Below are 24,450 nucleotides of genomic sequence, written 5' to 3'. Positions count from 1 at the left end.
ATCCCTATGTAAAGGGACGAGTGTGTTTGCTCGTGATTCCACCCAAATTTTAAACACCATCCAACAATGGTATTCGCTCATGGTGCTGTAACGTAGCATAGACGGCTTACCGCAGCTCAGAAGTGGTAAATTATTTTTCTACGTTAGGAAGTTCTCAGCAATTCTTCCCTCTCTGGAAACGTTCAAAACAATTCATGTCTTCATCATCGCTTTTACAAAATATTGCTCAAAATTGAATTAGTTAATACCTTACAATAAAGAAAATAGATTAGCAAGCTTTTTTTAATTGACCCCTATACAGTTTATGTAATTGGTTTTAAAAATGATACTTGTAACAAGGTTCTTCTTGCTGTGTATCATCAAACCATTTCACGCCGATAAAAGTAAAGCCTATCTTCTCTAACACTTTTAAAGACCCTTTGTTTTCAAGACTCGCAGAAGCTGTGATCACTTGTACTCCCCCATGATTCCGGGCAATTTCGATACATGCACTTGCGGCTTCCGTTGCAAATCCTTTGCCCCAAGACTTTTTACTGTAATGATAAATTAATTCTACTTTATTTACTGAATCTATAATATTAAATCCAGCAGCACCTATAATTTCATTCGATGCTTTATCTTTCACCGCATAGACAGATAAGCCATGTGTTTCCTGACATTTCCTATAAGCATCGATAATTCGAGGCAACACATCATGCGAAGAAGCCCCGTCGCAAAATACCATCACTTCTTCCTCTCCCCAAAATTCTTTTGCAGCATCTTGGTGGGAGTCATCCAACGTGTATAGAATTAGCCGACTAGTTTCATAAATTATTTCCACATTTTTCACCTACTTGCTTATTGTTATTTCAAGTATAGCGTAGTACTCCCCTCTGTAACCAAGACAAAATGAGCTTGGACAATTTGCCTCAAGCCCATTTGACCCAAAAAACTTTTCCAGTCAAGATAATAACTGGAACATTATTGTGAAATCAAATAAAAGGAATATCCAATTTCATCAGGTCTTTTTGGTTGAAAGTTAAACCAGGTAACGTGAAAGTTGCTGCGTTGATTGCAAACGTATTGGCAATGACATTTGGACTTCCAGGGTGGAAGATTCTAACTTCATAGTGGAATGGACTAACGTTTTGACTCAAATTGACGTGTTCGTTCGGTTGGAGTGTGACTAATTGGTTTAACAGAACTACTGGAAAGCCACTATTCCAGTTAATAACTTGTACCCTTACTTCAAAGGTTTCAATGGGGTCTAAGTTTGCGACTTCAATATGTGCTGCTGTTTGGTCGACAACTGTGTTTAATACACCCGTTGTTAACACCTGACGTTTAAATCGGTGAACTTGTCCACAACATTTTGAACGATGACATGCCCCTGAACTAATATTACGCATATTCTCTCCTCCTCTCTTTATTTATTTTCCTAACACTACTAGTCTATTAATAATATTGGACAAGACTTAGGCAATCGAACATAGCAAAATATTCTATTTCCAAGACCATGAGTCCATCTGACTACACGGTTTTCCGAATTACAAAAAAAATAAAACACCGTTCGATTATGAACGATGTCTAAAACGCATGTATTTATTGTACTTTCAGCCTAATTTCTTCTCGTTTCTCTGAAGGGTCTTCAGTAGGGTCTGGCTCATCTTCATCGACACCATTACAGCCAAACAAAAAGCCCACTGACAAAACAACGGTTAAAGGGGCAAGAAAGTGCTTTTTATAGCTCCTTCTAATTCTTCCATTCTTCATCTACTTCTGTTATCTTGTCCTATTTCATCTAAAAACAAACCTAGAAAAAGTTCTAAGTTCGTTTCATTCAAGTGGTTTTGCGTTTTTTATCACCAATCAAAAATGTCAATACTACCATCATTGTATATAACAACATCATAATGACAAAGGTATAATGATGATTATCCGTCCAATCAAAGACAAGTGCAATGAGCAGTGGCAATATTCCGCCCATGATGAATCCACCTGTCTGCATCATCGCGGTCCATGCACTCGCTTCTTCAGCAGTCTCTGTTTCGTCTAATGGCAATAGTAACGCAACTGGAAACAAACCACCGAGTGGAATACCCATGATGAATGCGCCAATCCACATAAGGGAATGGATACCTGTCCAGAACAGAATAATCGACGTCATCCCTGCGATAAGCATGAGTAACAGCCAAAATTTCCGCGCAGAAAAACGTTGCATCAGCAACGGCAGCAAAATATTTAAAAAGATTTGGACAGTCGTCATCACACTAAGGAGCGTCCCCGCCTGCAACAGTGTCATGCCAGCAGACGTTGCGATGGGTGCAAGCCATGTAATGATTGAAAAGAATGCAGATGATTGCAGACCAAAAAATAATAAGAATAGCCAAGCTTTCCTTGATTTCCATGGAGACCTTACCTTTTTGCGTTCAGCTTTTACGACAATAGTATCAAGTTGACGGACCTCAACCTGGCCTGGCATCGCTAAAAACCATGCAACTAAGCCAACAAGTGCTAGCACAGACCAAATGCTCAGCGCAAATAGGTAAGAGCCGGTCGTATCAAAGAATACAGCCGTAAGCCCAGCACTTGCAGCTGATCCAACTCCCATGCCGAATGAATAAATAGCAATGACGGATGCCGCTCGGTCTGGAAAATACTGTTTGATCATCGCAGAAAGAAGCGGGCCCATTACAGCAATCGCAATTCCGACAATGAATGCAGTACCAATCAGTACTGGATAACCTGGTATGAAACCGCGAAGAGCGGTCATAGTTCCAACGAGTATAATCATCACGGTCATGGTGCATTTTAAACCAAATGAACGATTCAAAAACGGAGCCAACATAGCGAAAATCCCCATGCAAATGACCGGAACAGATGTCAGTAGACTGACCTGTGCATTGGATAATACTAATTGTTCTCGAATCGTTTCGAGCATCGGCCCGATAGATGTAATCGCTGGGCGCATATTAATGGAGATGACAAATATCGCTATAATTATGAGTGCTGCATTTCTTCTGTTTATTTTTGTTGACATACATACTTTCCTTTCATTTCATTAAAATAATGATGGCTGATGAACAATAAGCATACCACTCGATTAACCTTTTTCTCCATTCAATTCACTTTGCCTCCCACTTAGTTCCCGGCTCTTAGGTTTTATATTGTGCTTACAACTATCCGACACATTTCTTTTAATAATCAAAGATAGCTGCCCCGCAATGAGGAAGCCATCTTTAATCTTGTAAACTTCATCGACGTCTGGGATCCGTTATTTTCTTCCCCAAATCTGCTGCCTTTACCACCCGCGATTAAAGTTTCTGCGATTAGACTCTCTGCAACAACATCTCAACTCAACATCACGATTGTTAGCAAAACGATTTCGATTATCCCAATCGCGATCAAACCTTACTTCGCGACACTCACAGATCAACTCTTCCCGATTTCTTCGTCTGCGATCTTCAAAACACATATCTTTCACCTTCTCCCTTTTTTAGAAAGTCGGCCGACCTTCAACATAGTATATGGACGAGCACGTGTAATGATTGGACGACCTGTTTAGTAACAAGTATTTTTATTTCCAATTGAATAGAACGTACTTTTCTATTTACCCACGAGTTAATAATAAAAATTCAACAAGCATAAAACCTTCTAAACTGAGCATATTACGCTCTAGGAGGTGAACATCCATGAGTAAAAACAATAAAAAGACCATGAATGAAAGAACTCATAATGGCTCCGAAATCTACAAAAAAAATAAAAATAGTAATAGCAACAATAACAACCTAAATGAAGAATTTGCTGATGCATTTGATACTCAAGCAAATAACAATGTTACTAGTCAAAACAACCAGCACCGATTAAACAAAAATAAATAATAGTTGGATATGAAGGGTGAGGAGTTTTAATATGCAAACTAGTGTGATTAAAGAATTAAATACCTTTCTGGAAGGAAACTATATGGCCATACAAGCCTATGAAAAATACATTCATCATATCGATAATTCAGATATAAAACAGACCCTTCAAAAAATCCAACAAGACCATAAAGAACATGCAATTTTAGTTGCAGAGAGAATACAAAATCTTAGTGGTGTACCTGTTGATGATGTAGGCATGATGGGAAGCATTGCTGAATTAATGAATAAGATAAAAGGTCCAACTAAAGATATTGTTCCCATTTTGAAAGATGCTCTCGTTGGTGAACATAGGGGTATTGTAAAATCTAAAGAGCTTCTTGATGGAGACTTAGACCCCGTGAGCTTAGAGCTTGTAAAAGCTATTTTGAATCACGATCAAAAACATGTTGACTTATTAGACGAACTTATTTCGCTAAATGGATAGTTGAGCTCAATGCTGCACTTCCTACAAAAAAATCAATCTAACGAACATCTTTTGATGTTCGTTTTTCTTCTTCACTTACTATATAGTTTCATTTAAAAAGTTTGAAATAGAATCATTTATAGCGTTCAATGAAGCCATTAATTATTGGGTTTGGGAGACGAATTGGGTGGACATTCAATTTCACACTCCCTGAAACCCTATAGCACACGCTTTCTTGCTTCTACGTTTTATTACGTGCTATAATAGGAGCATTGTGAATTTAGGAGGATTTTGAATGATAGCAGTTAGTAATGTAAGCCTTCAATTCGGCGATCGCAAGCTGTTTGAAGATGTGAATATACAGTTTAATCCGGGTCATTGTTATGGTCTAATTGGTGCAAACGGTGCGGGTAAATCGACGTTCTTGAAAATTTTGTCGGGTGAGCTTGAAACGCAAGAAGGAAACGTCATCATGAACAAAGATGAGCGCCTTGCAATCCTGAAACAGAACCACTTCGAATATGAAGAAAGCGTCGTACTGGATACGGTTATTATGGGCCATAAACGACTGTATGATATTATGATGGAGAAAAACGCTATCTATATGAAAGAAGATTTTTCTGATGAAGATGGTATGCGTGCTGCTGAACTTGAAGGTGAGTTTGGCGATTTGAATGGTTGGGAAGCTGAGTCTGAAGCTGCCATCCTTCTACAAGGTTTAGGTCTAAAAGAAGAGTTCCACCAAGTGAAGATGGCTGAACTAGATGGTTCTGATAAAGTAAAAGTGCTTCTAGCACAAGCGCTATTCGGTAAACCTGATGTCCTTCTTCTCGATGAGCCTACCAACCACTTGGACTTGAAAGCCATCCAATGGTTAGAAGAATTCCTTATCAACTTTGATAATACAGTTATCGTCGTATCCCATGACCGTCACTTTTTGAATAAAGTATGTACACAAATTGCGGATCTCGATTTCTCTAAAATTCAAGTATACCCAGGTAACTATGATTTCTGGTATGAATCTAGCCAACTCGCGCTGAAAATGTCACAGGACCAAAACAAGAAAAAAGAAGAAAAAATTAAAGAGCTTCAAGCATTCGTTGCACGTTTCAGTGCCAACGCTTCGAAATCTAAACAAGCGACTTCACGTAAGAAAACACTTGAGAAAATCGAGTTGGATGATATTAAACCATCATCACGTCGTTACCCATTCGTCAACTTCCAAATCGGTCGTGAAATTGGGAATGACGTCCTGACAATCCAAGACGTTTCGAAAACACAGGATGGAAGAGTAATGCTGAAAGATGCATCATTCACGATGAACAAAGAAGATAAAATCATTCTTCTTGGAAATCCACTTGCGAAAACAGCCCTTCTTGAAATTCTTGCTGGAGAGGCTGAACCGGATGCTGGTACTGTTAAATGGGGAGTGACAACATCACGTGCATACTTCCCTATCGACAATAATGAATACTTCCAAGGTACTGAACAATCGCTTGTTGAATGGTTGCGTCAATATTCACCCGATGATCAAACCGAAACATTCTTGCGCGGTTTCCTAGGACGCATGTTGTTCTCAGGTGAAGAAGTGAACAAAAAACCATCTGTTCTATCTGGTGGAGAAAAAGTACGTTGTATGCTTTCTAAAATGATGTTAACAAGTGCAAACGTTCTTCTTCTCGATGAGCCGATGAACCACTTGGATCTCGAATCCATTCAAGCACTCAATAATGGTTTGATTTCATTCAAGGGCGCTATGCTCTTTACATCACATGACCAACAGTTCATACAAACAGTTTCCAACCGTATCATTGAAATCCATGATGACGGTACAATTTTTGATAAAATGATGGGCTATGATGAATACCTAGAATGGAAAGAACAACAAGAAAAAAATAAGTAATAATCAATCATGCCTCGGCGTGATTGTGTCCGGATTTTGAATTGAGCTTGCTCAATTAACTCCCTTCAAAATCCGTGACATCCGCCGGAGGCTTTAACTTTATTCAGCAGGGGTTTGAATTCCACTGAATTACAAATCTAATTCGCATTCATCTTACCATTTATAGAAGTACGGAACTTCTTCTGAATGAAGTTAATAACAAGCCGCTTCTCCTTTTTCATTCTAGGAGAAACGGCTTGTTTTTGTTTCGTATATGTAACTCAATTGCATAAATTTCGTCTAATGGGACAAACCATCTAAAAGGGGTGATTGTTGTGCGGAAAATAAAAATTTTCCTCTGTTTTCTAGGTGTTACATTATTATTCGTAGGATGTTCTAAAAACAATGTAACTTCGCTCGATAATTCTGGTTCTGGTCAAACTGGAATTATTCCAAAAGATGCGGAAGATAAAGAGGTAGTAAGCCCTTCCGATATCGTACTGCGTAACTTTTTCTTAGCAGACGGCTCAAAAGCGCATTATCAAGGAGAAGGCAATGAATTTGCGGAGTTAGATATCGAAGTTACGCAGCCGTTTGAAAATTATGTCGTCATTTATGAAAATAATGGTGGCTCGCTTGTCCGATATATCTACAAAATTGAAAAGGATCAAATCGTTGTTGTAGAAAAGAAAATGGTCGAAAGTAAAGCAGACTTCCCTGCTTTGAAAGAGTTAGATGCGATGACCCCTATGGGTATTTATCTAAAAACACCGTTTGTCAAAGGAACAACTTTCGATGATTGGACTATTATTGACACCGATGTAACCTTAGTAACTCCTTATCAAACGTTTGAACATGTTTTTGTAATTGAGGAACAAGCGCGGGACATTGTCAATCGCAAATATTTTGCTGACGGCTTTGGTGAAGTAAAACGAGAATCCATTATGATAACGGATGATGGTGGCGAGTATATTGTTACATCCACATTGAAAGCTGTCGATCAGTGAATAGCGTAGGAGGTGTTGCCATTACAGGGCGCCTCTTCCCTGATTCACTCATTACAAAAATTCAATTCCTGCTTATTATTTTTGTAATGAGTGAATAATTATTTCATTCTTTCTATACATCTGCTACACGAAAAGCTGTCGGCTTCCCATCCTTCATAAAAATCACTCCATGATAAAGTTGTAAATCCTCATCACACGCCTCGCAAAAATCCTTTTCACATTCAGTCCAAAACGCAAAAAAGCTATCTTTTTTCATTGCTTCAAATGGATATTTATTGCGTAATTCCAGCAATAGCCCCTCACAATAGTGTAACGCCTCTTGCGCGCTGTCGAATGCTAGACGGGAACGAATCGTTTCTTCCCATCCTGCAAACATCCACCAAGGCTCATAATCTGCTTTCATATAAATCACTTCAAACAATTTGAATCCCTCCCTATGTAACTCTCAGGTGAATGTCCTTCATTTTAACAAACTCCCTCACGATGTCCAACATATTGCTTTACAACACTAATGCTTCTGCTAACTATATAGTGTGTTTATCGGGTATAATTGAACTAGTGGCATGAAACTTTAACCGTTTTAAAACGTATACATGTTAAGAGGTAAAGGGGGCCCGAGAATACCATGAAAGAAATCCAACATTTTTTCATTAGACATTTCATCACTGCACCCATTAGCTTTGGATCATGGCTCTATTTAGTGTTTGGTGCAAGTATGAATGTTTTCGCAGCAACAGGTCTATGGATTGTGATTTATTTAGGTGGGACCTTTTCAATCAAGCAGATTCAACTAACCTCTAGCATTAAAAAATTGGGGATGTCCCGCTCCGAATACAGTCATATAAAAGGGCAACTTACTGATGCGAAAAGAAAAGTTAAACGATTAAACGGTCTCTACGGACAAGTACGATCTGTTCAGGCCTTTAAACAAGTATATGAAATGAATGGTCTTGCTAGAAGAATTCTTGGCATTGTTAAAATGAATCCAAAGAAATTTTATCATGTTGAAAAGTTTTTCTATGCCCATCTTGATTCCGCAGTCGAATTGACTTCGAAATATGCTTTACTTGTGAACCAGCCGTTAAAAGACAAAGAACTTCGAATCGCCTTACAAAACACACGTGAAACACTTAGTGATGTTAACAAGCAGTTAGAGCAAGATTTACGAAGTGCCCTTGCACCCGATCTTCAACAGCTTCAAATGGAAATTGATTTTGTGGATATCACAATGAATCAAGACAAGCCACTTCTCGAAATGAAAGGAGATTCCACTAATGACCGAAAATAATGAAGTGAAAACAATGGATGACCTACTTGATAATCCATTTGATTTTCAAGAACCCCTTCTTCCAGAAGAGATGCAAACAAAAAATAATGAGACAAGTGTCAGTCCAAAGCTTATCGACCGGCTCTCTATCGAAGAAAGAGAAAAAGCTCAACAGCTTGCTGCCCAAATTCCTGTCGGGAACTACGAGGCTATTCTTACATACGGTGCCAGTGCACAAGGTGAGCTATCCAAGTTTTCTCATAAGATGCTCGATCATGTGCAGAGTAAGGATATCGGTCCCGTCGGTGATGTGCTAAAGGATTTGATGAATCGACTTTCTGAAATTGACCCTGATGATTTATCACAGAAAAAGAAGTCAGGTCTCAGCCGTTTGTTCAATAAGGCTACACGCTCCGTTCAAGAAATGATGAGTAAATATCAAAAATTAAGCACTCAGATTGATCGGATTGGCATCCAGCTAGAGCATTCAAAACGCGGACTTATTGAAGATGTTCATATGCTTGATAATTTGTATGAACAAAATAAAACCTATTTCCAAGCACTGAATGTCTATATAGCTGCGGCAGAGTTAAAGCGTGACGAAATCGCCCACAACATTATTCCTGATATGCGTAGGAAAGCAGAGTTGTCAAACGATCAAATGGCTTTCCAAGAAGTCAATGACATGGCACAATTTCTAGATCGTTTGGAAAAACGGTTATACGATTTACAGTTATCTCGTCAAATTACTATCCAAAGTGCACCGCAAATACGAATGATTCAACAGACGAATCAGACGCTTGCAGAGAAAATCCAGTCATCCATTATGACATCCATTCCACTTTGGAAAAACCAAATTGCGATTGCACTGACTCTAAATCGCCAGATGAAGGCTGTCGAGTCACAGAAACTGGTCACCCGAACGACGAATGATTTACTACTAAAAAACTCAGAAATGCTTAAAATCAATTCGATTGAAACTGCCAAAGAAAATGAGCGTGGAATTATCGAAATTGATACACTCAAGCAGACACAAGAAAACTTAATTCAAACAATTGAAGAAACACTTCTAATTCAAGCAGATGGTCGTGCCAAACGGAAATCAGCTGAAATTGAAATTGCACGAATGGAAGAAGAACTGAAGCAGCGCCTTCTTGGCGTTCATGAAAAAATCCAAAACCGCCCTTCATAAGGCGGTTTTGGATTTTTAACTTCATTCAGTAAATGCAGTTGTACTGAAAGCGAAGCGTCAGTTACAGAAGTCTCCCACTTCTATAAGTGGCGAGATGAATGCGAACTAGATTTGTAATTCGGTGGGGGGGCCAAACCACGGCTGAATAGGGGAACTCAGACTATGTTCTCCGCATCCTGCGGCAACGTCTGAGTGACCAACATCCTGTTGGCCCAAATCCTCCGGCGGATGTCACGGATTTTGAAAGGAGTGAATTGAGCAAGCTCAATTCAAAATCCGGACGCAATCACGCCGAGGCGTGATTGATTTGTTTAGCACATCATTACGTGTTTCGAATGACGATTGCCAGTAACTTTCTCAGTATACGTAGTGTCTGATCAGCAAAGCCTTCTACTGAATTAGATGATGCTGTTTTATTGCCAAACATCATGGCAAATAAGGCTTTCTGATCCCCTGTTGGTTCTTCTGTCGATAAAAACAAATGAATAACAGAAATACCTTTTTTCTCCGTTTCCATCACAGCTTCTGCTGTATCAAGAATTCCATTTCGATCATAGCCAAAAGCGGAAGGTTCTCCGTCTGAGAAAACGAGTAAAAATTTATGCTTTTCCTGTCTGGTGTCTAACTGGTCAGCCATCCAGCGAATAGCAAAGCCATCACGATTATCTTCATTCGCATCGAAGGATAAGATGGACATGCCATTATCTTTGTCACGATCTGCAAATGTATGCATGAGGCCGAAGACATTGGGCTGGATTTCTTTTGAGGCATGGTAGGCATCCTCGTAGTATGATGAAATTTCATGACTCACGCTGAGTTGGCGAAGTACATCATGGAATAACAATACAGCCTGCTTCGTTTCATCCAATTTATCGAGCATGGATGCAGAGCCATCGACGAGTAGTCCAAACACTGCATCTAAGTTGATAGAAGGAGCATTTTTTCGATAAAAGGGTTTAGGACGTTCATCCACCACCATCGTTGTCAATTTCGTCGAGAGACGTCCTTTCATAAGCCGCTCCCGTTTAGAATCCTCTTTCAAATCGATTCGTTTCTTCATTTCCTCCACAAACGAACGAACATACGGTTTCTGTTCTTCTCGCCAAATCAGCAGTTTATGACGGTTTTCATGCTCATTATCTACTTCTATGCGCAACTCTTCATAGACTACGTTAAGATGCTCTTTACCAAACATCTTACCTGCCTTTAGCTTATTCTCCCGCTTGTCAGTTTTATCACTTTCCTCATCTGTCCATCGCTCGTTGTCATTGCCTTCCGAATCACCTGAGCCTGTTTCTTCTATGTCGGCATCTTCATTGCCAGGTGTTGCATCGTTTGCATCACTCTTACCCGAACGACCATGCTCAAGTTCGTATTCAAGATGGACACCTGATTCACTTTCATTTTCCCGATGCCATGAGCGAAATACTTCTTCAATTGTTTCTTTTGGACCTTCTTCCCCTTTTTCAGCATCAGCCATTCCTTTATGATAATGAAATACTGTATTTTCTTCGGTAATGGAATCCCCTGCCGAGTAATACTGATGGATAAGGTCTTTGTCGATGGATCTTTCGATAATCCCAACAATCCTGCTGGCAATAAACGTATTTTCTTGCGTATTTTTCACATCGTAAGTATGCTGTAAAACAGATTGGATAAGCCCAATATCAATGACTCCCCAGTCAATAGATGTATTGGCAAACATTCCTTCGTGAAGCGAAACAAATAACTGATTCATCATCGCGTCAGCAAAAAAGCTTTTTTGTAAATTTGAAGACAGCATATTATGATGGAAACTCACATAGGCTTCCCTTCTAATATCAAATGAAGTTGCTGTTCCTGGTCTCTCTTTCGTAATCGCATCAATGAGTCGAAATTCCTCCAGCAACAATAAAAGCTCCATCGCAAATTTCCTGAGTGGGTGCGAGCAATATTGATCTGAAAATGTAAGCCAAGTGCGAACATCGAACCGTTTCCAATACCCCACTGTCAATAAATAAATATCAGAAAGCCTGCCTGCATGAATCACTTCTTCCGTTCGATGGCGCCAAAAAACACTCATCGAAATAATGCCTTCCTGCGGACGAAATTCAAGTAATTTCCGTTCAGTTAACTCAAGAAAGGGTGCATCTGCAAGCGCTCTTCCCAATCGCTCGTACAGTAAAAGCGTCTTGGCATCAACCGTTTCATCATTAAATTGAATGGTTCGATTCATCTTCACCATCGCAATCGCCTCATTTCACCCAAGTATCCACTAATTCCATAACCAGCCTTCGTTCAATTTTATCATCTAGCTTTTCCGCAATGGCATACAGAACTGCACGTTTCACAGGGATATGTTCGGCGAGCCCCATTGCATCAAGTAGACTTCGAACAGATGCGGCTTCATCAGATAACAACCCGTTCATCACTTGTTTTTTTAAATCATTGCCAATCTGAAAAAATGTCTCAACAAGTTGTTGTGGGGCGGTTGGATAAGTATCTATCATGACCGTTTTCAATTGTTCTCCTGTCAAATAAGGAACTGTGAACGACACAAAACGGTTTTTCAATGCTTCATTCATTGGGGATGTTCCCACATATCCTTCATTAATCGCTGAGATAACAGTAAAGTTTTCATGTGCGTAAATGACTTCACCTGTAAATGGATTCGTTAACATCCGGCGATGGTCAAGCACGCTGTGAAGAATCGGCAATGTTTCTGGTCTTGCCATATTAATTTCATCAATATATAAAATATGCCCTTTTTTCATTGCTTGGACAACAGGACCTTCAACGAATTCGATAACAGTCTCCCCGTCTTTGCTAATGATTGTTTTGAAACCAAGCAATGATTCGGCATCGAGATCGACAGAACAGTTGACGCTTTGCATCGGTTGCTGAAAATAATGCGAGATGGTTTGTGCTAGTTTTGTCTTTCCAGAACCTGAAGGTCCTTTTAATAACACAGGTTTTTTCAAGGAAAGTGCAACAAGTACATCCTCCCACAGATGAGCGTCAGGCGAGACATAGCCACCTTGTTGGATTAACAGCTGCGCAGCTGACTCATGATTTTCCTCTGATCGACGTGCATGTTCTTTTTCTATTAATGCATTCATCTAAAAAATTTCCTCCTTATGAAAAGCCCGATACAGTTGTATCGGGCTTTTCGGTTTATTCAAAATAAGTTTTGTAATAGCCGCCGACTTTGCCTGTGTTATCCAAAACGAAAATAAATTCTTCTGTTTCGTTTTTCACTTCGTATTCTTTACCTGGAGTTAATACATTATTCACGACATATTTTGCAGCATCTGCATGTTTGCAGACGACTGTTCGAATTGCCGGAGCAGTTGTCCAATCTTTGAATGTCATTGTTCATCACGCCTTTCAGTTAAAATAAATAAGAAAAAAACGACCCGCAACGAAAGCGGGCCGATTAGATTAAGGCCTACTATATGCCTAAAAGTTATTAAGAACCAAGAAGAAGATCTTCAGGATTTTCGATTAATTCTTTAACCATTTTTAAGAAGCCAACAGAATCTTTCCCATCGATGACGCGGTGGTCATAAGAAAGTGCCACATACATCATTGGACGGATTTCGATATTATCTCCGATTGCTACTGGACGTCTTTGGATTGTGTGCATGCCAAGGATTCCGACTTGCGCACCATTCATAATTGGCGTTGACATCAATGAACCGAATACACCACCGTTTGTAATTGTGAATGAACCGCCTGTCATGTCTGCCATTGTCAATTTGTTATCGCGTGCTTTTTTCGCAAGTTCGACAATTGTTCCTTCGATTTCAGCGAAGTTTTTACGGTCTGCGTCTACCACGTTTGGCACGACAAGTCCGCCATCTGTTGAGATTGCTACACCGATGTCAAAGAAGTTTTTCAAAATGATTTCGTCGCCATCGATTTCCGCGTTGACGTATGGATATTTCTTAAGTGCTGCAACAACTGCTTTTGTAAAGAATGACATAAATCCAAGACGAACATCGTTTTGTTCGAAGAATTGGTCCTTCTTACGTGAACGAAGTGCCATCACATTTGTCATGTCGATTTCGTTAAACGTTGTTAGCATTGCTGTCGATTGTTTAACTTCCAATAGACGTTTAGCAATTGTTTGGCGACGGCGAGTCATTTTTTCGCGTGTAACACGACCATCGTCTTGAGTTGCAACAGACGGTGCTGGAGCTGCCACAGGCTGTGCTTTTGGAGCAGTACCGTGTGCTTCTACATCCTGTACACGAACCCGTCCCATTGGATCTACTGGTGAAACAGCTGCAAGGTCGATTCCTTTTTCGCGTGCCATTTTACGAGCTGCCGGGCTTGCGATTGTGCGGTCAGATGCAGTTGCATCTTCTTCAACTGCCACAGCTGCAACTGGTGCTGCTGGTGTTACTGGCGCTTCAACAGGTGTTGCTACAGGTGTTGCTGCTGGTGCGCCAGATCCTGCGCCAACAATTGCGATAACTTGACCAACTTGAACTGTATCGCCTTCTGCTGCAAGAAGTTCTTGAACGACACCGGCCTCTTCTGAAATCACTTCAACGTTTACTTTGTCTGTTTCAAGTTCAACGATGAATTCACCTTTTTCAACAGTGTCACCTGGTTTTTTCAACCATTGTGCAATGCTTCCTTCTGTAATCGATTCTGCCAGTTCTGGTACTATTATCTCTGCCACAATAAATTCCTCCTCTAATCTACCTTAAAAAGGCGTAAAGCTGTTTTTTTCTAATTATCTATTTCATATAATTACTTTTTCAATGCTTCATCAAGAATACGTGCTTGTTCAATTTTATAAGATTCTCCGTCACCTTCTGATGGACTAGCACGATGAACGCGCCCGACGTAAGAAATATCTTTATCGCCAGCAAGGTCCTTAATATAAGAAAATGCAAATTTCCAAGATCCCATATTTTTCGGCTCTTCTTGTACCCAAACTAATTCTTTTGCATTCGGATAACGGGAAATGATGTCCGCAATTTTATCGGATGGGAACGGGTAAAGCTGTTCCACACGAACGATATGCAAGTGATCAAAGCCTTTTCCATCCTTAATACGTTCAGCAAGATCAATCGCTACTTTCCCACTTGCGAATAAAATCTTCTCAACCTTCGTCGCCTTCTTGCCTGTTCCAGGCTGTTCAAGAACAGTTTGGAAATGGCCAGCAGTTAAATCGCTCACATCCGCACCAACAAGTGGATGGCGGAGTAAAGATTTAGGCGACACAATAACGAGTGGACGCATAGATTTTTCGCCAAGCATTTTAGCTTGTCTGCGAAGAATATGGTAATAGTTCGCAGCACTTGAAAGGTTTGCAACAGTCCAGTTATTTTCCGCACAAAGCTGTAAGAAGCGTTCGAGTCTTGCACTTGAGTGCTCAGGACCTTGCCCTTCTGATGCATGCGGCAATAGCAATACGAGTCCAGACTGTTGACCCCATTTCGAATAACTAGACGAAACGAATTGGTCGAACATCACTTGTGCCATGTTGGCAAAATCACCGAATTGTGCCTCCCAAACCGACAATGTTTTTGGATCCTCTAAGTTATAACCAAATTCATAACCAACAATTGCAGCTTCTGTTAATGGACTATTGTAAGCGACAAACGATGCATTAGCACCGCTAATATGATGCAAAGGAACAAGCTCTTCACCAGTTTTTTCATCATGAAGAACAAGATGGCGATGGGCAAATGTTCCACGTTGGACATCCTGACCAGTCATACGAATCGGGTTTCCATCTTGGAGAATAGCACCAAAAGCCAGTGTTTCGGCATGTGCCCAATCAATTTTCCCTTTGCCATTGAACGGGTCTTCACGGCGTTTTAAGATGCGTGTCAATTTACCGAACACATTGAAGCCTTCTGGATATGCCAAAAGCTCTTCGTTAATACGACGAAGCCTAGATTCGTCTGCACCAGTTTCTAAATCTCTTGGATAACCGGCCAGCACTTCTTCTGGTGTCGCATTTGACAACGCTTCTGTTTGAGCAGACGGCTCTTTCACTTTGTCATATGCTGTTTGCATCGTTGCGATTACTTTAGCATCTAGTGCTATCACATCTTCTTCTGTTAGTACGTTAGCCTCTACAAGCTCTGCTCCGTATAAAGAACGAACCGTTGGATGCTCATGAACAGAATGGTACGTGACAGGATTAGTAACGAGTGGCTCATCCATTTCATTATGCCCATAACGGCGATAGCCGAGAAGGTCTATTAATATATCTTTGCCAAACTTTTGACGGTATTCAAATGCAAATGCCGCTGTTGCAATGACTGATTCCGGACTGTCTGCATTGACGTGTAAAATCGGTACTTCATAGCCCTTTGCTGCGTCTGAAGAATAGTATGTAGACCTTGAATCATAATATTCTGTCGTAAAGCCAATCATATTGTTGGCAATGACATGAATGGATCCACCTGTTTTAAATCCGCGTACACGGCTATAGTTAAATGTTTCAGGAACTATTCCTTGTCCTGGGAATGCTGCATCTCCATGAATGAGTACGGCATAAGCAGTTTCCGTATTTTGCTTTGGAATCCCCGTTTGAGCTGTATTTTCCTGCGCGGCTCTCGTTTGACCCGTAATAATTGGATTGACAACTTCCAAGTGGGATGGGTTATAGGCAAGATAACGTTGCATACCTGTTTCCCCATTGTAAAGTGCACCCATATGGTATTTCACATCTCCAAACCAACCACGCGTCACTTCAAGTGAACCGTCCGTTGGCATGAATGGAGCATCTGGAACACCTGCAAATTGTGCGAACATCATTTCATATGGCTTATTTAAAATATGTGTGAGTACATTCAAACGGCCACGGTGAGCCATTCCAATTAATACTTTTGTCATCTTCTCTTCTTCAGAACGACGAACAAGTTCATCTAGGAAGACAACGAGAGTATCTAATCCTTCGATAGAGAAGCGTTTTGCACCAACGAATGTACGGTGAATGAATTTCTCGAAGCCTTCAATTTTTGTCAATCTTTCGAGCAAAGCTTTTTTGTCGTCTACAGATAGTTGAGTAGATACATTGCCACTCTCAATCTTCGCTTGAATCCAATTTCTTTCTTCTTCATCAATGACATGATCAAACTCATAAGCAATTTTTCCGGTGTACAATGATTTCAAATAGTTAACGGCATCAAGGCCGTGTGCTACATTTGGCGGAGTTGTAATAAAGAATAGAGATGCTGGCATTGCCCGCAAGTCATTATCCGTCAATCCATAATAAGAAGCTTCAATTCGTGTCGAATCCTTTGGACGATCGTTAAGCGGATAAATATCTGCCGCGAGATGCCCATATGTACGAATTGCATCCTGCAATTTATAGGCAGATAGTACTTTACTGAAATCAGCTGGTGCAACCGCTCCGATGGCTTCAGTTTGTTTCCCCTCGTCAATGATAGGCGCACCGAAACGTCGGAACATGTCCGCAAGTTCAGCGTCCACAGACTCAGGTGATACTTTGAACACTTCATACATTTCCATTACATACCCAAGGTTTGGACCCGAAAATACTGCATACGGGGAACGATGGTAGTCAACATTGTTCGACATGTAAAATGACCTCCACATTTGCCTACTGGCATATTGTGATTTTATTTTTTATCCTTATTAATATTACCACGCAAACTCTTTAACTGAAAGGGTTTAGCGTCAATTGTGAAACTTTTGTGCCCGGGACTACATTACACCTGTTTTAAATTACTTGCAACCTATTAATTTTTGTGACTTTATAGAGATTTGTCTGTTCAACTAATTTCGATACAACAAAATCATTTCCACCATCTCTTCGGGTGTTTTTGGTAGCAAAGACTTCTTCATTTTTTCAATTAATTGTTGTTCAGTCTCTAGTAAAACCGAGAATTTTGTCGATAAAGTCCGATTGGTAATTTCCTCTTCTTGGAGTACATGCGCATAGCCAAGCTTTTGAAAATGAGTGGCATTCAAAATTTGATCGCCTCTACTTTTCACAGCTGATAGTGGAATAAGCAGCATCGGCTTCCGCAAAGCCAACAATTCAAAGATAGCATTCGATCCTGCTCTTGATACGGCAAAGTCGGATGCGGCTAAAAGATCCGGTAATCCATCTGTCACGTATTCAAATTGTGTGTAACCCGCCATACTTTCTAACTTGTCATCCACATTATCTTTTCCACAAAGATGAATAACATCAAACTGCTGTAAGATTGCTACTAAATCTTTCCGAATGGCCTCATTAATAACTGCCGAACCTTGGCTCCCTCCCATAATCAGGAGAACTGGTTTATTTCCGGATAAACGAGCGAGCTGCAATCCGTCTTCCCGTATCCCCTCAAATAATTCCGGTCTAATAATTGCTCCAGTACAAGTCGATTTTTCTGCTGGCACATAGTCTAATGTTTGTTCAAAAACTGTGAAGATTTGATTGGAAAATGGTAGCGCCAGTTTATTGGCAAGACCAGGCGTCAAGTCCGATTCATGGACAACAACTGGAACTTTTGCTAGTTTGGCAGCAAGAACTACTGGTACTGAAACGAATCCGCCTTTTGAAAAAATAATTTCCGGCTTTACTTTTCGAATAATTGCTAATGCTTGCATAATGCCTGCACCTACGCGAAACGGGTCCGAAAAGTTTTTCATAGAGAAATAACGCCTTACTTTCCCACTTTGAATAGCATGATAGATAACCTCGGGATGTCCATTGCCAATCAATTCCTTTTCGATTCCAGTATGCGAACCTATGTAATGAATTTCATATCCTTTTTCTTCGAATACAGGAATAAGCGCTTGATTCACGGATACATGCCCTGCCGTGCCGCCCCCTGTTAATAAAACTACCGGTCTTTTCATGACCTTTCACCTCATTTACATTAATAAATAATTGAATAAGATACTTCTTTGCTATTATAGCAAATGAATCATGATACAATGATAGCTATCTGTAGAAAAGGATGATTTATTTGGAAAACACACTTACTCTTCGAAAAAAACCGTTTAAACTTGCGACAATTGTCATGCCGATACTAATTACCCAAGTTGCTCTATATATGATGACGTTTTTCGATATTTTAATGACAGGTCGTTACGATACATACCATCTTGCTGGCGTTACCATTGGATCGTCTTTCTGGGTTCCTGTCTATACAGGGCTTGCTGGGATTTTAATGGGGCTCACACCAATTATCGCCCAACATATAGGGGCACGCCAGCGTGATGAGGTTCGACCTTCTGTACAACAAGGTCTTTATGTTGCAGTCGCACTTGCAGCGATTGTCTATGCCATCATTGTATTCGCCGTTACACCTGTACTAGAAGTAATGCCACTCGAAGAACCGGTTCGCATTGTGGCGGCAAATTATTTGAAAGGAATGAGCATCGGTCTTTTTCCACTATTTGCTTATACTGTATTGCGTTCGTTTTTCGATGGATTCGGTGCAACGCGGGTGTCGATGTTTATCATCCTGCTATCCGCACCCATTAACATCGTCCTTAACTATCTGCTCATTTATGGTAGTTTTGGTTTTCCAGAGCTCGGAGGTGCGGGGGCTGGCTATGCATCAGGGATCACCTATTGGTTCGTATTCTTTATCGCCTGTTCAGTCGCCTGGATACGCAAACCATTTAAAGAATTTACACTATTTAAGGGGTGGGAAAGGATTTCTTTTTCAAGATGGAAAGAAATCCTGTTCATCGGCGTACCAATCGGCATTTCAATTTTTGTTGAAACGAGTATTTTTTCTGCTGTCACATTAATGATGAGTAATTATTCAACAGCAGTCATATCTGCGCATCAGATTGCACTGAATTTCACATCGCTGTTGTATATGATTCCACTTAGTATTTCGATGGGTGCAACCATTCTCGTTGGACAAGCTGTCGGCGCCGGGCAAATGCGCGATGCTAAGCAATATAGCTTTCTCGGCGTCGGGTTGGCCATTGCATTCAGCTTCCTATCGATTGGGATTCTGTTAATATTCAGAGAACCGATTGCTTCCCTTTATACGACAGATGCGAAAATCATTGCATTGGCAATACAGTTCTTTATCTTCGCTGCGTTGTTCCAATTTTCGGATGCGATACAAGCTCCAGTTCAAGGAGCATTACGCGGCTATAAAGATGTCAATATGACGTTCGTTATGGCGATCATATCATATTGGGTACTCGGTTTGCCGATTGGTTATTTGATGGCGACGCACACTGATTTAGGGCCCTATGGATACTGGGTTGGTCTTATTGCTGGTCTAACTGTCGGAGCGATTACACTAACAATTCGACTTATCTACATTCAAAAAAAGAAATTCAATTAAAAATAAAACCCGCGAAGTGAAGCTACATATGCATCGCGGGTTTTGTGCTGTTCAATTCAATATACCAGTTCTTGTGATTTTCGCCTCGACCCTTACATGGATATCGAGCTCAGAAAACGTATCTTGCCATTTTCCCTTTTTCCATAGTCGAGGATGGAAGGCGCGGACAGTTCTGCCAAAGCCGACAGGGTCACTTTTCGCTTCTTGTAATTTTTTAATCACTTCGTTGAAATCCTTTGACAGCTCTTCCGAAAGGAATTTTTCTACTTCCTTCCTTGTTTTCTCTTTATCCAGATGATTATAGGCAAATTCATTGACACTGAATTTCATTTTATATGTCGCATTAATCTTACTGTCCTGTATGTCCCATTTCTTGTCGTATGTGACTAGTGTCACAGTAACCGGATATATTTTACTATCTTTTTTCCACTCATATGTGAACATCGCATACTTTCCAGGTCTCTTCTTAAGAATTTGAACGGTCATCGACTCCTTCGCGTCCAATGTGTGACCTGAAAAAACTTTGTCACTGAACAAAGCGACTCCTGCGACTTCAGGTGTCCCTGTCGTTTCGGACATTTTCATGTAAGGCAACTGAAGGTCAATCGCTTCGTCCAATAGTAATCGTGTAGCTAACTGGATATCACCGTCCGGAATAACGGAGGAATATACAGCAGTTTTCAAATTTTCATCATAGTAATCGGGGAGCTCTTTGCCCATATTTTCTGTCTTCTCCATATAAGGAGCCATTTCCCCTTCCACCACCACGAATCGACTGCTCAACCGGGTACTTGGCATTCTGTAGGCTACATCGAAGGTCTCCGTGAGATTCGTCTTAACAGCTTCTGTAGTGAGAAGTACGATTAGCACTTGTGAAGGATCGAGTGCTTCACTCGTCTTCCGATTTGCATCGAGCCGGGCTTCCTCTACGGAAACACCACTTCCTTCAACAGTCGTAAAACCGATGCTATCTGGGGCGGCGACGACAGCATGTGTAAAGTATCCTGTCCATTTTCCAGGTTCCCCCTCATACCCGATGATCGGAACGATGGTAATATCCTTGTATAGCCGTTCATCCCAACATCCTGCCAGTAAAAAAGAACAGGCGATGGAAATCAGTGTGATTTTCTTCATTTTGATTTCCTCCGATTCGTATTGATGACGATGAACGGAATGAGTATGCCAAAAACAAGATACACATAAATGATAATATCATTTAGTTTTTCGATAGCTTCTTTGGATAAAAAGAGCAATGGTAATAACACGAGTAGTACGTGCCAAATGATTGTATCCCTTTTGTGATGCTCGTTTGTATGAAGCCGGTGAACATACATTGCAGCAAAGGAGAATATGGTCACGGTAACAATGGTCCAAACCGTCCAAATGTATAGAAAAAACAAGTCGAGACGCTCAGCAAAAGTCACTTCTTGGGCTTTCAATAGAAATAAAAGCGGTTCAGGGATTCTTTCTAATCCGGGAAGTGTGAAATATAAGAGCATTAATATGATAGAGAAAAAAAAGAAGATCAGCCACACCAGTTGGTAGACAAATAACGGAAAGCCTTTTATTTTCTGTTTTATGTCAACATGCTTTCTGAAAAACAAATACAATTCAATGCCTATGAAAGCAATCTGTGCTTTGAGAAGCCCTTTAGCCCATTCCCCACCCTTTGATTCCCCCACCGGAAAAAGATTTGTCCACACCAGATCTTTCCAAGCAAACTGTAGGAAAATTAAAAATAGAATGATGAGTGGAATCAGCATAACTGACAAATTGATGACTGTTTCCGCCCTGCTCAAATTTGCATACAGAGATACACTTACGAGTATTGTGATGACAATGATTTGTGGTGTTTCTGGGAACCCCCATACCGCTAATGTATAATCAACATATGCAAGATAAACGACGGTCACAAAAAGCCAGTATCCTTTGTACAACCATCCAACAAATGGACCAATCGTAAAGTGTCTGTAATTTTGTTCATAGAAGAGCAACATCATGTAATGAAAAGCACCCGCAACGAGAAAGATAAGCCATGCATCCCTACCAGATGCATTTATAAATGGGGCTGGGAAGGAGAAGAATGACGACCCTGTCTGGATAATAAAAAGAAGGAGGAAAAACTGATTTCTTGATAAATTGAAGTTCAAGTTTTCTCCACCTTCTTCTGCTTGCTACCACCATGTGTAAATGTTTGTTGTTGTTTATGATTTTTATAATAGGGGATCCTAAAGAAAACATTTTTGAATCTCGATGGGTCAAAGGGTACGACCGGTGACAAATAGGGTTGATTCAGCGAAGACCGATTCATCATATGAATAAATAAGATGAGTGTCCCAATGGCAATGCCAAAAAAACCAAAAAAAGTGGCTGCAAGCATGAACGGAAATCGGATAATCCGTATGGTCGTGTTCATTTCGACACTCGGCACGACAAAACTTGAAATTGCAGTCATCGCTACGACGACAACCATCAAATTCGACACAAGACCCGCATTGACAATCGCATCCCCGATTACTAAGCCCCCGACTATCCCGATTGTAGGACCAATCGGTGCCGGTAACCGGATTGTCGCTTCCCGGATGATTTCTATGAATATTTCCACAATCAGTGCCTCAATAATTGGACGGTACGGGATAAATTCAACAGCTATTTTTACTTTTCTAGCTATATCAAACGGCAAAATTTCCGAATGAAAACCGACCACAGCAATATAAAATGCAGGCAGGAAAACGGCCACCAGGAAACTAGACATCCTAAGAATACGAAAGAAAGTACCGACCAAGACGCGCCCATTAAAATCATCCGGCGACTCGAAAAAAGAAAAAAATGTAACTGGTGCAATGAGTGCTGAAGGAGACTGGTCGGTGAAAATAACGATTTTTCCTTCCAGTAAATTCGCAACAACACGATCCGGCCTTTCCGTATTCAGAAACTGCGGGAAAGGAGACCAAACTGAATCCTCCAAATAATCTTCGATTTGTCCGATACTGTATATTTTAGGTGTATCGATATTTTCAATGCGTGTTTTAACATCCCCTACAACATCTTTTTCGGCGATTGAATCAATATAGAGATACGTAACTTTCGTATTTGTGTCTTTCCCGAGCCGCACATCTTTCACAACTAAATTCGGTATGAATAGATGTTTTCGAATGAGAGAAATATTTTTGGAGGTGTCTTCCACGAAGCCTTCATGAGAACCACGAATGACAAGTTCATTGCTCGGTTCAGACGTTGAACGTACTTCAAAAGAGGGAATTGTAATAATCATTAGCAGATTCGTTGATGGAAAATAAACTGCAACAAATCCGTTTGTAACGCTCTCAATCAATTTTGAGGCTGAAAAGGCTACTACACTTGAGGCTGCTGTTCCCTCCCAATTTGGAAGATCGGCAATGGAGCGATGACGAAGAATTTCAATTTGTCTGTTCACATCGCTGCTTTCCGTCAATGTATTGAAAAAACAGATAGTCGCAACTTCATCTTTCCAAGAAATCTTCCTTACAATCAAATCTGCGGAATTATGAAATAAATTTTGTATATATAAAATCAAGCTATCATTCGATTTTACTTCATCCAAAACATTCACCTCTTGAGAAAGTATGCGCTACGCAAAAATGTTTTAAACGTTCTCTATAAAGAGGTTAGCCATCAAAAAAGAGCCATCCTCTGTCCCGGAACGATTCCGGGACAAAGGATGACTCCTAAATTATATTTATTTTTGAATGAATTGTTGTGTCCAGTAGTTACCGTTTTTATCATAACCAATACCGATGTGTGTATATCCAGGCGTTAAAATATTTTGTCTATGTCCTGGAGACTCCATCCAGCCTTTGACAACTTCCTCAGCTGTACGTTGACCCATTGCGATATTTTCAGCTGCTGCTTTGTACGTGACACCATTAGCCTTCATTTGATCAAATGGAGATCCGTATGTTGGGCTTGTATGTGAAAAGTAATTTTTTGAAGCCATATCTGCTGATTTCTGACGTGCAGAATTCATCAAGTTTTTGTCAGTTTGTAGTGGTTTAAGACCCGCTTTTTGTCTTTCTGCATTTGTTAAGTCTAGAACCGCTTTTTCAATGGCTGAAATAGATGCATCTTGTGGTGTTTCAACTGGTTTCTCCGGTGTTACCTCACTAGGTTTTTCCGGTGTTGGTGCAGGTGTCGGCTTAGTCTGCGCTGGTTTTTCAACTGGCTTAACTGGAGCCGGCGACTCTACTGGCTTACTTGGAGCTGGTACAGTACCCTTCGTCTGTTTGTCTGAAAACTTTTTCCAATGGTTGCGATAGCTATCGATCATCTTCTTATTTGTTTTCGTATCGTAGAGTTGCCCCTTCCATACATAACATTGGAATGGTGAACTTGTCACCTGTACCTTATTTGCTGAATATGAAGCTTCTACACTATTGTTGTTCGGCAGTAAGAGCGCCGAACCGAGCATGAGTACTGCAATCGTTTTTTTCATCTCATTACTCCTCCCTTCGCAAACTATCATACCGTCTGTGAGA

22 protein-coding genes are annotated in these 24,450 nt (G+C 40.5%); 7 read left to right on the top strand and 15 right to left on the bottom strand.

Translation table 11 applies throughout. The annotated features are described in order from the left end of the window. Positions 1 to 316: 316 nt before the first annotated feature. From MKZ10_RS10885 to MKZ10_RS10870, 4 genes are all read right to left on the bottom strand, one after another. Positions 317 to 820 (bottom strand): GNAT family N-acetyltransferase, encoded by a 504-nt coding sequence (locus tag MKZ10_RS10885; RefSeq protein ID WP_342504979.1) that lies wholly within the window; start codon positions 818 to 820, stop codon positions 317 to 319. A gap of 151 nt (positions 821 to 971) precedes the next feature. Next, entirely contained in the window at positions 972 to 1,388 is a 417-nt protein-coding gene (locus MKZ10_RS10880) for a hypothetical protein (RefSeq protein WP_342504978.1), read from the bottom strand. 193 nt (positions 1,389 to 1,581) lie between these two features. Then, a complete protein-coding gene (locus MKZ10_RS10875; RefSeq protein ID WP_342504977.1) occupies positions 1,582 to 1,752 on the bottom strand; it encodes a hypothetical protein in 171 nt (56 codons plus the stop codon). Between the two features lie 67 nt (positions 1,753 to 1,819). Further along, the gene (locus tag MKZ10_RS10870; RefSeq protein ID WP_342504976.1) at positions 1,820 to 3,019 is read right to left on the bottom strand and encodes an MFS transporter; all 1,200 of its coding nucleotides are present in this window, start codon (positions 3,017 to 3,019) and stop codon (positions 1,820 to 1,822) included. 652 nt (positions 3,020 to 3,671) lie between these two features. On the opposite strand from MKZ10_RS10870, the gene MKZ10_RS10865 reads away from it, so the two are divergent. The 4 genes from MKZ10_RS10865 (at position 3,672) to MKZ10_RS10850 (ending at position 7,194) form a co-directional block, all read left to right on the top strand. Then, the gene (locus MKZ10_RS10865; protein WP_342504975.1) at positions 3,672 to 3,860 is read left to right on the top strand and encodes a hypothetical protein; all 189 of its coding nucleotides are present in this window, start codon (positions 3,672 to 3,674) and stop codon (positions 3,858 to 3,860) included. Positions 3,861 to 3,891: 31 nt separating this feature from the next. Next, a complete protein-coding gene (locus tag MKZ10_RS10860; RefSeq protein ID WP_342504974.1) occupies positions 3,892 to 4,326 on the top strand; it encodes a DUF2383 domain-containing protein in 435 nt (144 codons plus the stop codon). A gap of 274 nt (positions 4,327 to 4,600) precedes the next feature. Continuing rightward, a complete protein-coding gene (locus MKZ10_RS10855; RefSeq protein WP_342504973.1) occupies positions 4,601 to 6,208 on the top strand; it encodes an ABC-F family ATP-binding cassette domain-containing protein in 1,608 nt (535 codons plus the stop codon). A 314-nt stretch (positions 6,209 to 6,522) separates the two neighbouring features. Beyond that, positions 6,523 to 7,194: a hypothetical protein gene (locus MKZ10_RS10850; RefSeq protein ID WP_342504972.1), complete on the top strand. Its 672-nt coding sequence runs from the start codon at positions 6,523 to 6,525 to the stop codon at positions 7,192 to 7,194. A gap of 112 nt (positions 7,195 to 7,306) precedes the next feature. Here the strand turns inward: MKZ10_RS10850 and MKZ10_RS10845 are convergent, their stop codons facing one another. Continuing rightward, positions 7,307 to 7,606, bottom strand: a complete 300-nt coding sequence (locus tag MKZ10_RS10845) for a DUF1033 family protein (protein ID WP_342510154.1) — start codon at positions 7,604 to 7,606, stop codon at positions 7,307 to 7,309. A gap of 213 nt (positions 7,607 to 7,819) precedes the next feature. On the opposite strand from MKZ10_RS10845, the gene MKZ10_RS10840 reads away from it, so the two are divergent. Both MKZ10_RS10840 and MKZ10_RS10835 read left to right on the top strand, forming a co-directional pair. Then, positions 7,820 to 8,482 carry a 5-bromo-4-chloroindolyl phosphate hydrolysis family protein gene (locus tag MKZ10_RS10840; RefSeq protein ID WP_342504971.1) on the top strand — a complete coding sequence of 221 codons (663 nt, stop codon included), beginning with the start codon at positions 7,820 to 7,822 and terminating at the stop codon, positions 8,480 to 8,482. Beyond that, a complete protein-coding gene (locus MKZ10_RS10835; protein WP_342504970.1) occupies positions 8,469 to 9,653 on the top strand; it encodes a toxic anion resistance protein in 1,185 nt (394 codons plus the stop codon). Before MKZ10_RS10840 ends, MKZ10_RS10835 begins: the two co-directional genes overlap by 14 nt. A gap of 322 nt (positions 9,654 to 9,975) precedes the next feature. Here MKZ10_RS10835 and MKZ10_RS10830 read toward each other — a convergent pair whose 3' ends face one another. The 6 genes from MKZ10_RS10830 to MKZ10_RS10805 all read right to left on the bottom strand — a co-directional run bounded on the left by MKZ10_RS10830 (position 9,976) and on the right by MKZ10_RS10805 (position 18,479). Continuing rightward, positions 9,976 to 11,877, bottom strand: a complete 1,902-nt coding sequence (locus MKZ10_RS10830) for a hypothetical protein (protein ID WP_342504969.1) — start codon at positions 11,875 to 11,877, stop codon at positions 9,976 to 9,978. A 10-nt stretch (positions 11,878 to 11,887) separates the two neighbouring features. After that, complete coding sequence (locus tag MKZ10_RS10825) at positions 11,888 to 12,751, bottom strand: AAA family ATPase (protein ID WP_342504968.1); 864 nt, start codon at positions 12,749 to 12,751, stop codon at positions 11,888 to 11,890. Between the two features lie 55 nt (positions 12,752 to 12,806). Further along, positions 12,807 to 13,004, bottom strand: a complete 198-nt coding sequence (locus MKZ10_RS10820; protein ID WP_340737955.1) for a DUF6501 family protein — start codon at positions 13,002 to 13,004, stop codon at positions 12,807 to 12,809. Between the two features lie 97 nt (positions 13,005 to 13,101). Then, entirely contained in the window at positions 13,102 to 14,322 is a 1,221-nt protein-coding gene (gene odhB / locus MKZ10_RS10815) for a 2-oxoglutarate dehydrogenase complex dihydrolipoyllysine-residue succinyltransferase (protein WP_342504967.1), read from the bottom strand. A 71-nt stretch (positions 14,323 to 14,393) separates the two neighbouring features. Next, entirely contained in the window at positions 14,394 to 17,204 is a 2,811-nt protein-coding gene (locus MKZ10_RS10810) for a 2-oxoglutarate dehydrogenase E1 component (RefSeq protein ID WP_342504966.1), read from the bottom strand. 198 nt (positions 17,205 to 17,402) lie between these two features. Continuing rightward, positions 17,403 to 18,479 carry an undecaprenyldiphospho-muramoylpentapeptide beta-N-acetylglucosaminyltransferase gene (locus MKZ10_RS10805; protein WP_342504965.1) on the bottom strand — a complete coding sequence of 359 codons (1,077 nt, stop codon included), beginning with the start codon at positions 18,477 to 18,479 and terminating at the stop codon, positions 17,403 to 17,405. A 110-nt stretch (positions 18,480 to 18,589) separates the two neighbouring features. Here MKZ10_RS10805 and MKZ10_RS10800 point away from each other — a divergent pair, with 110 nt between their 5' ends. Beyond that, on the top strand, positions 18,590 to 19,936 hold the full coding sequence (locus tag MKZ10_RS10800) for an MATE family efflux transporter (RefSeq protein WP_342504964.1): 1,347 nt from the start codon (positions 18,590 to 18,592) through the stop codon (positions 19,934 to 19,936). A gap of 51 nt (positions 19,937 to 19,987) precedes the next feature. Here MKZ10_RS10800 and MKZ10_RS10795 read toward each other — a convergent pair whose 3' ends face one another. The 4 genes from MKZ10_RS10795 to MKZ10_RS10780 form a co-directional block, all read right to left on the bottom strand. Next, positions 19,988 to 21,070 carry a Ger(x)C family spore germination protein gene (locus MKZ10_RS10795; RefSeq protein ID WP_342504963.1) on the bottom strand — a complete coding sequence of 361 codons (1,083 nt, stop codon included), beginning with the start codon at positions 21,068 to 21,070 and terminating at the stop codon, positions 19,988 to 19,990. Further along, complete coding sequence (locus MKZ10_RS10790; protein ID WP_342504962.1) at positions 21,067 to 22,086, bottom strand: GerAB/ArcD/ProY family transporter; 1,020 nt, start codon at positions 22,084 to 22,086, stop codon at positions 21,067 to 21,069. The genes MKZ10_RS10795 and MKZ10_RS10790 overlap by 4 nt, the downstream gene beginning before the upstream one ends. After that, a complete protein-coding gene (locus MKZ10_RS10785; RefSeq protein ID WP_342504961.1) occupies positions 22,083 to 23,519 on the bottom strand; it encodes a spore germination protein in 1,437 nt (478 codons plus the stop codon). The genes MKZ10_RS10790 and MKZ10_RS10785 overlap by 4 nt, the downstream gene beginning before the upstream one ends. A gap of 135 nt (positions 23,520 to 23,654) precedes the next feature. Continuing rightward, on the bottom strand, positions 23,655 to 24,407 hold the full coding sequence (locus MKZ10_RS10780; protein ID WP_342504960.1) for a CAP domain-containing protein: 753 nt from the start codon (positions 24,405 to 24,407) through the stop codon (positions 23,655 to 23,657). Positions 24,408 to 24,450 lie beyond the last annotated feature (43 nt).

This window comes from Sporosarcina sp. FSL K6-2383 (genome assembly GCF_038618305.1).
Lineage (GTDB): Bacteria > Bacillota > Bacilli > Bacillales_A > Planococcaceae > Sporosarcina.
Note: the sequence above shows the minus strand (reverse complement) of the source record. Positions and strands in the feature narration are given on the sequence as shown.

Bases quoted from the DNA above. Each gene is read 5' to 3' on its own strand.
- MKZ10_RS10880 (WP_342504978.1), bottom strand. From the start codon at position 1,388: ATGCGTAATATTAGTTCAGGGGCATGTCATCGTTCAAAATGTTGTGGA.
- MKZ10_RS10875 (WP_342504977.1), bottom strand. From the start codon at position 1,752: ATGAAGAATGGAAGAATTAGAAGGAGCTATAAAAAGCACTTTCTTGCC.
- MKZ10_RS10870 (WP_342504976.1), bottom strand. From the start codon at position 3,019: ATGTCAACAAAAATAAACAGAAGAAATGCAGCACTCATAATTATAGCG.
- MKZ10_RS10865 (WP_342504975.1), top strand. From the start codon at position 3,672: ATGAGTAAAAACAATAAAAAGACCATGAATGAAAGAACTCATAATGGC.
- MKZ10_RS10860 (WP_342504974.1), top strand. From the start codon at position 3,892: ATGCAAACTAGTGTGATTAAAGAATTAAATACCTTTCTGGAAGGAAAC.
- MKZ10_RS10855 (WP_342504973.1), top strand. From the start codon at position 4,601: ATGATAGCAGTTAGTAATGTAAGCCTTCAATTCGGCGATCGCAAGCTG.
- MKZ10_RS10840 (WP_342504971.1), top strand. From the start codon at position 7,820: ATGAAAGAAATCCAACATTTTTTCATTAGACATTTCATCACTGCACCC.
- MKZ10_RS10835 (WP_342504970.1), top strand. From the start codon at position 8,469: ATGACCGAAAATAATGAAGTGAAAACAATGGATGACCTACTTGATAAT.
- MKZ10_RS10830 (WP_342504969.1), bottom strand. From the start codon at position 11,877: ATGGTGAAGATGAATCGAACCATTCAATTTAATGATGAAACGGTTGAT.
- MKZ10_RS10825 (WP_342504968.1), bottom strand. From the start codon at position 12,751: ATGAATGCATTAATAGAAAAAGAACATGCACGTCGATCAGAGGAAAAT.
- MKZ10_RS10820 (WP_340737955.1), bottom strand. From the start codon at position 13,004: ATGACATTCAAAGATTGGACAACTGCTCCGGCAATTCGAACAGTCGTC.
- MKZ10_RS10810 (WP_342504966.1), bottom strand. From the start codon at position 17,204: ATGTCGAACAATGTTGACTACCATCGTTCCCCGTATGCAGTATTTTCG.
- MKZ10_RS10805 (WP_342504965.1), bottom strand. From the start codon at position 18,479: ATGAAAAGACCGGTAGTTTTATTAACAGGGGGCGGCACGGCAGGGCAT.
- MKZ10_RS10795 (WP_342504963.1), bottom strand. From the start codon at position 21,070: ATGAAGAAAATCACACTGATTTCCATCGCCTGTTCTTTTTTACTGGCA.
- MKZ10_RS10780 (WP_342504960.1), bottom strand. From the start codon at position 24,407: ATGAAAAAAACGATTGCAGTACTCATGCTCGGTTCGGCGCTCTTACTG.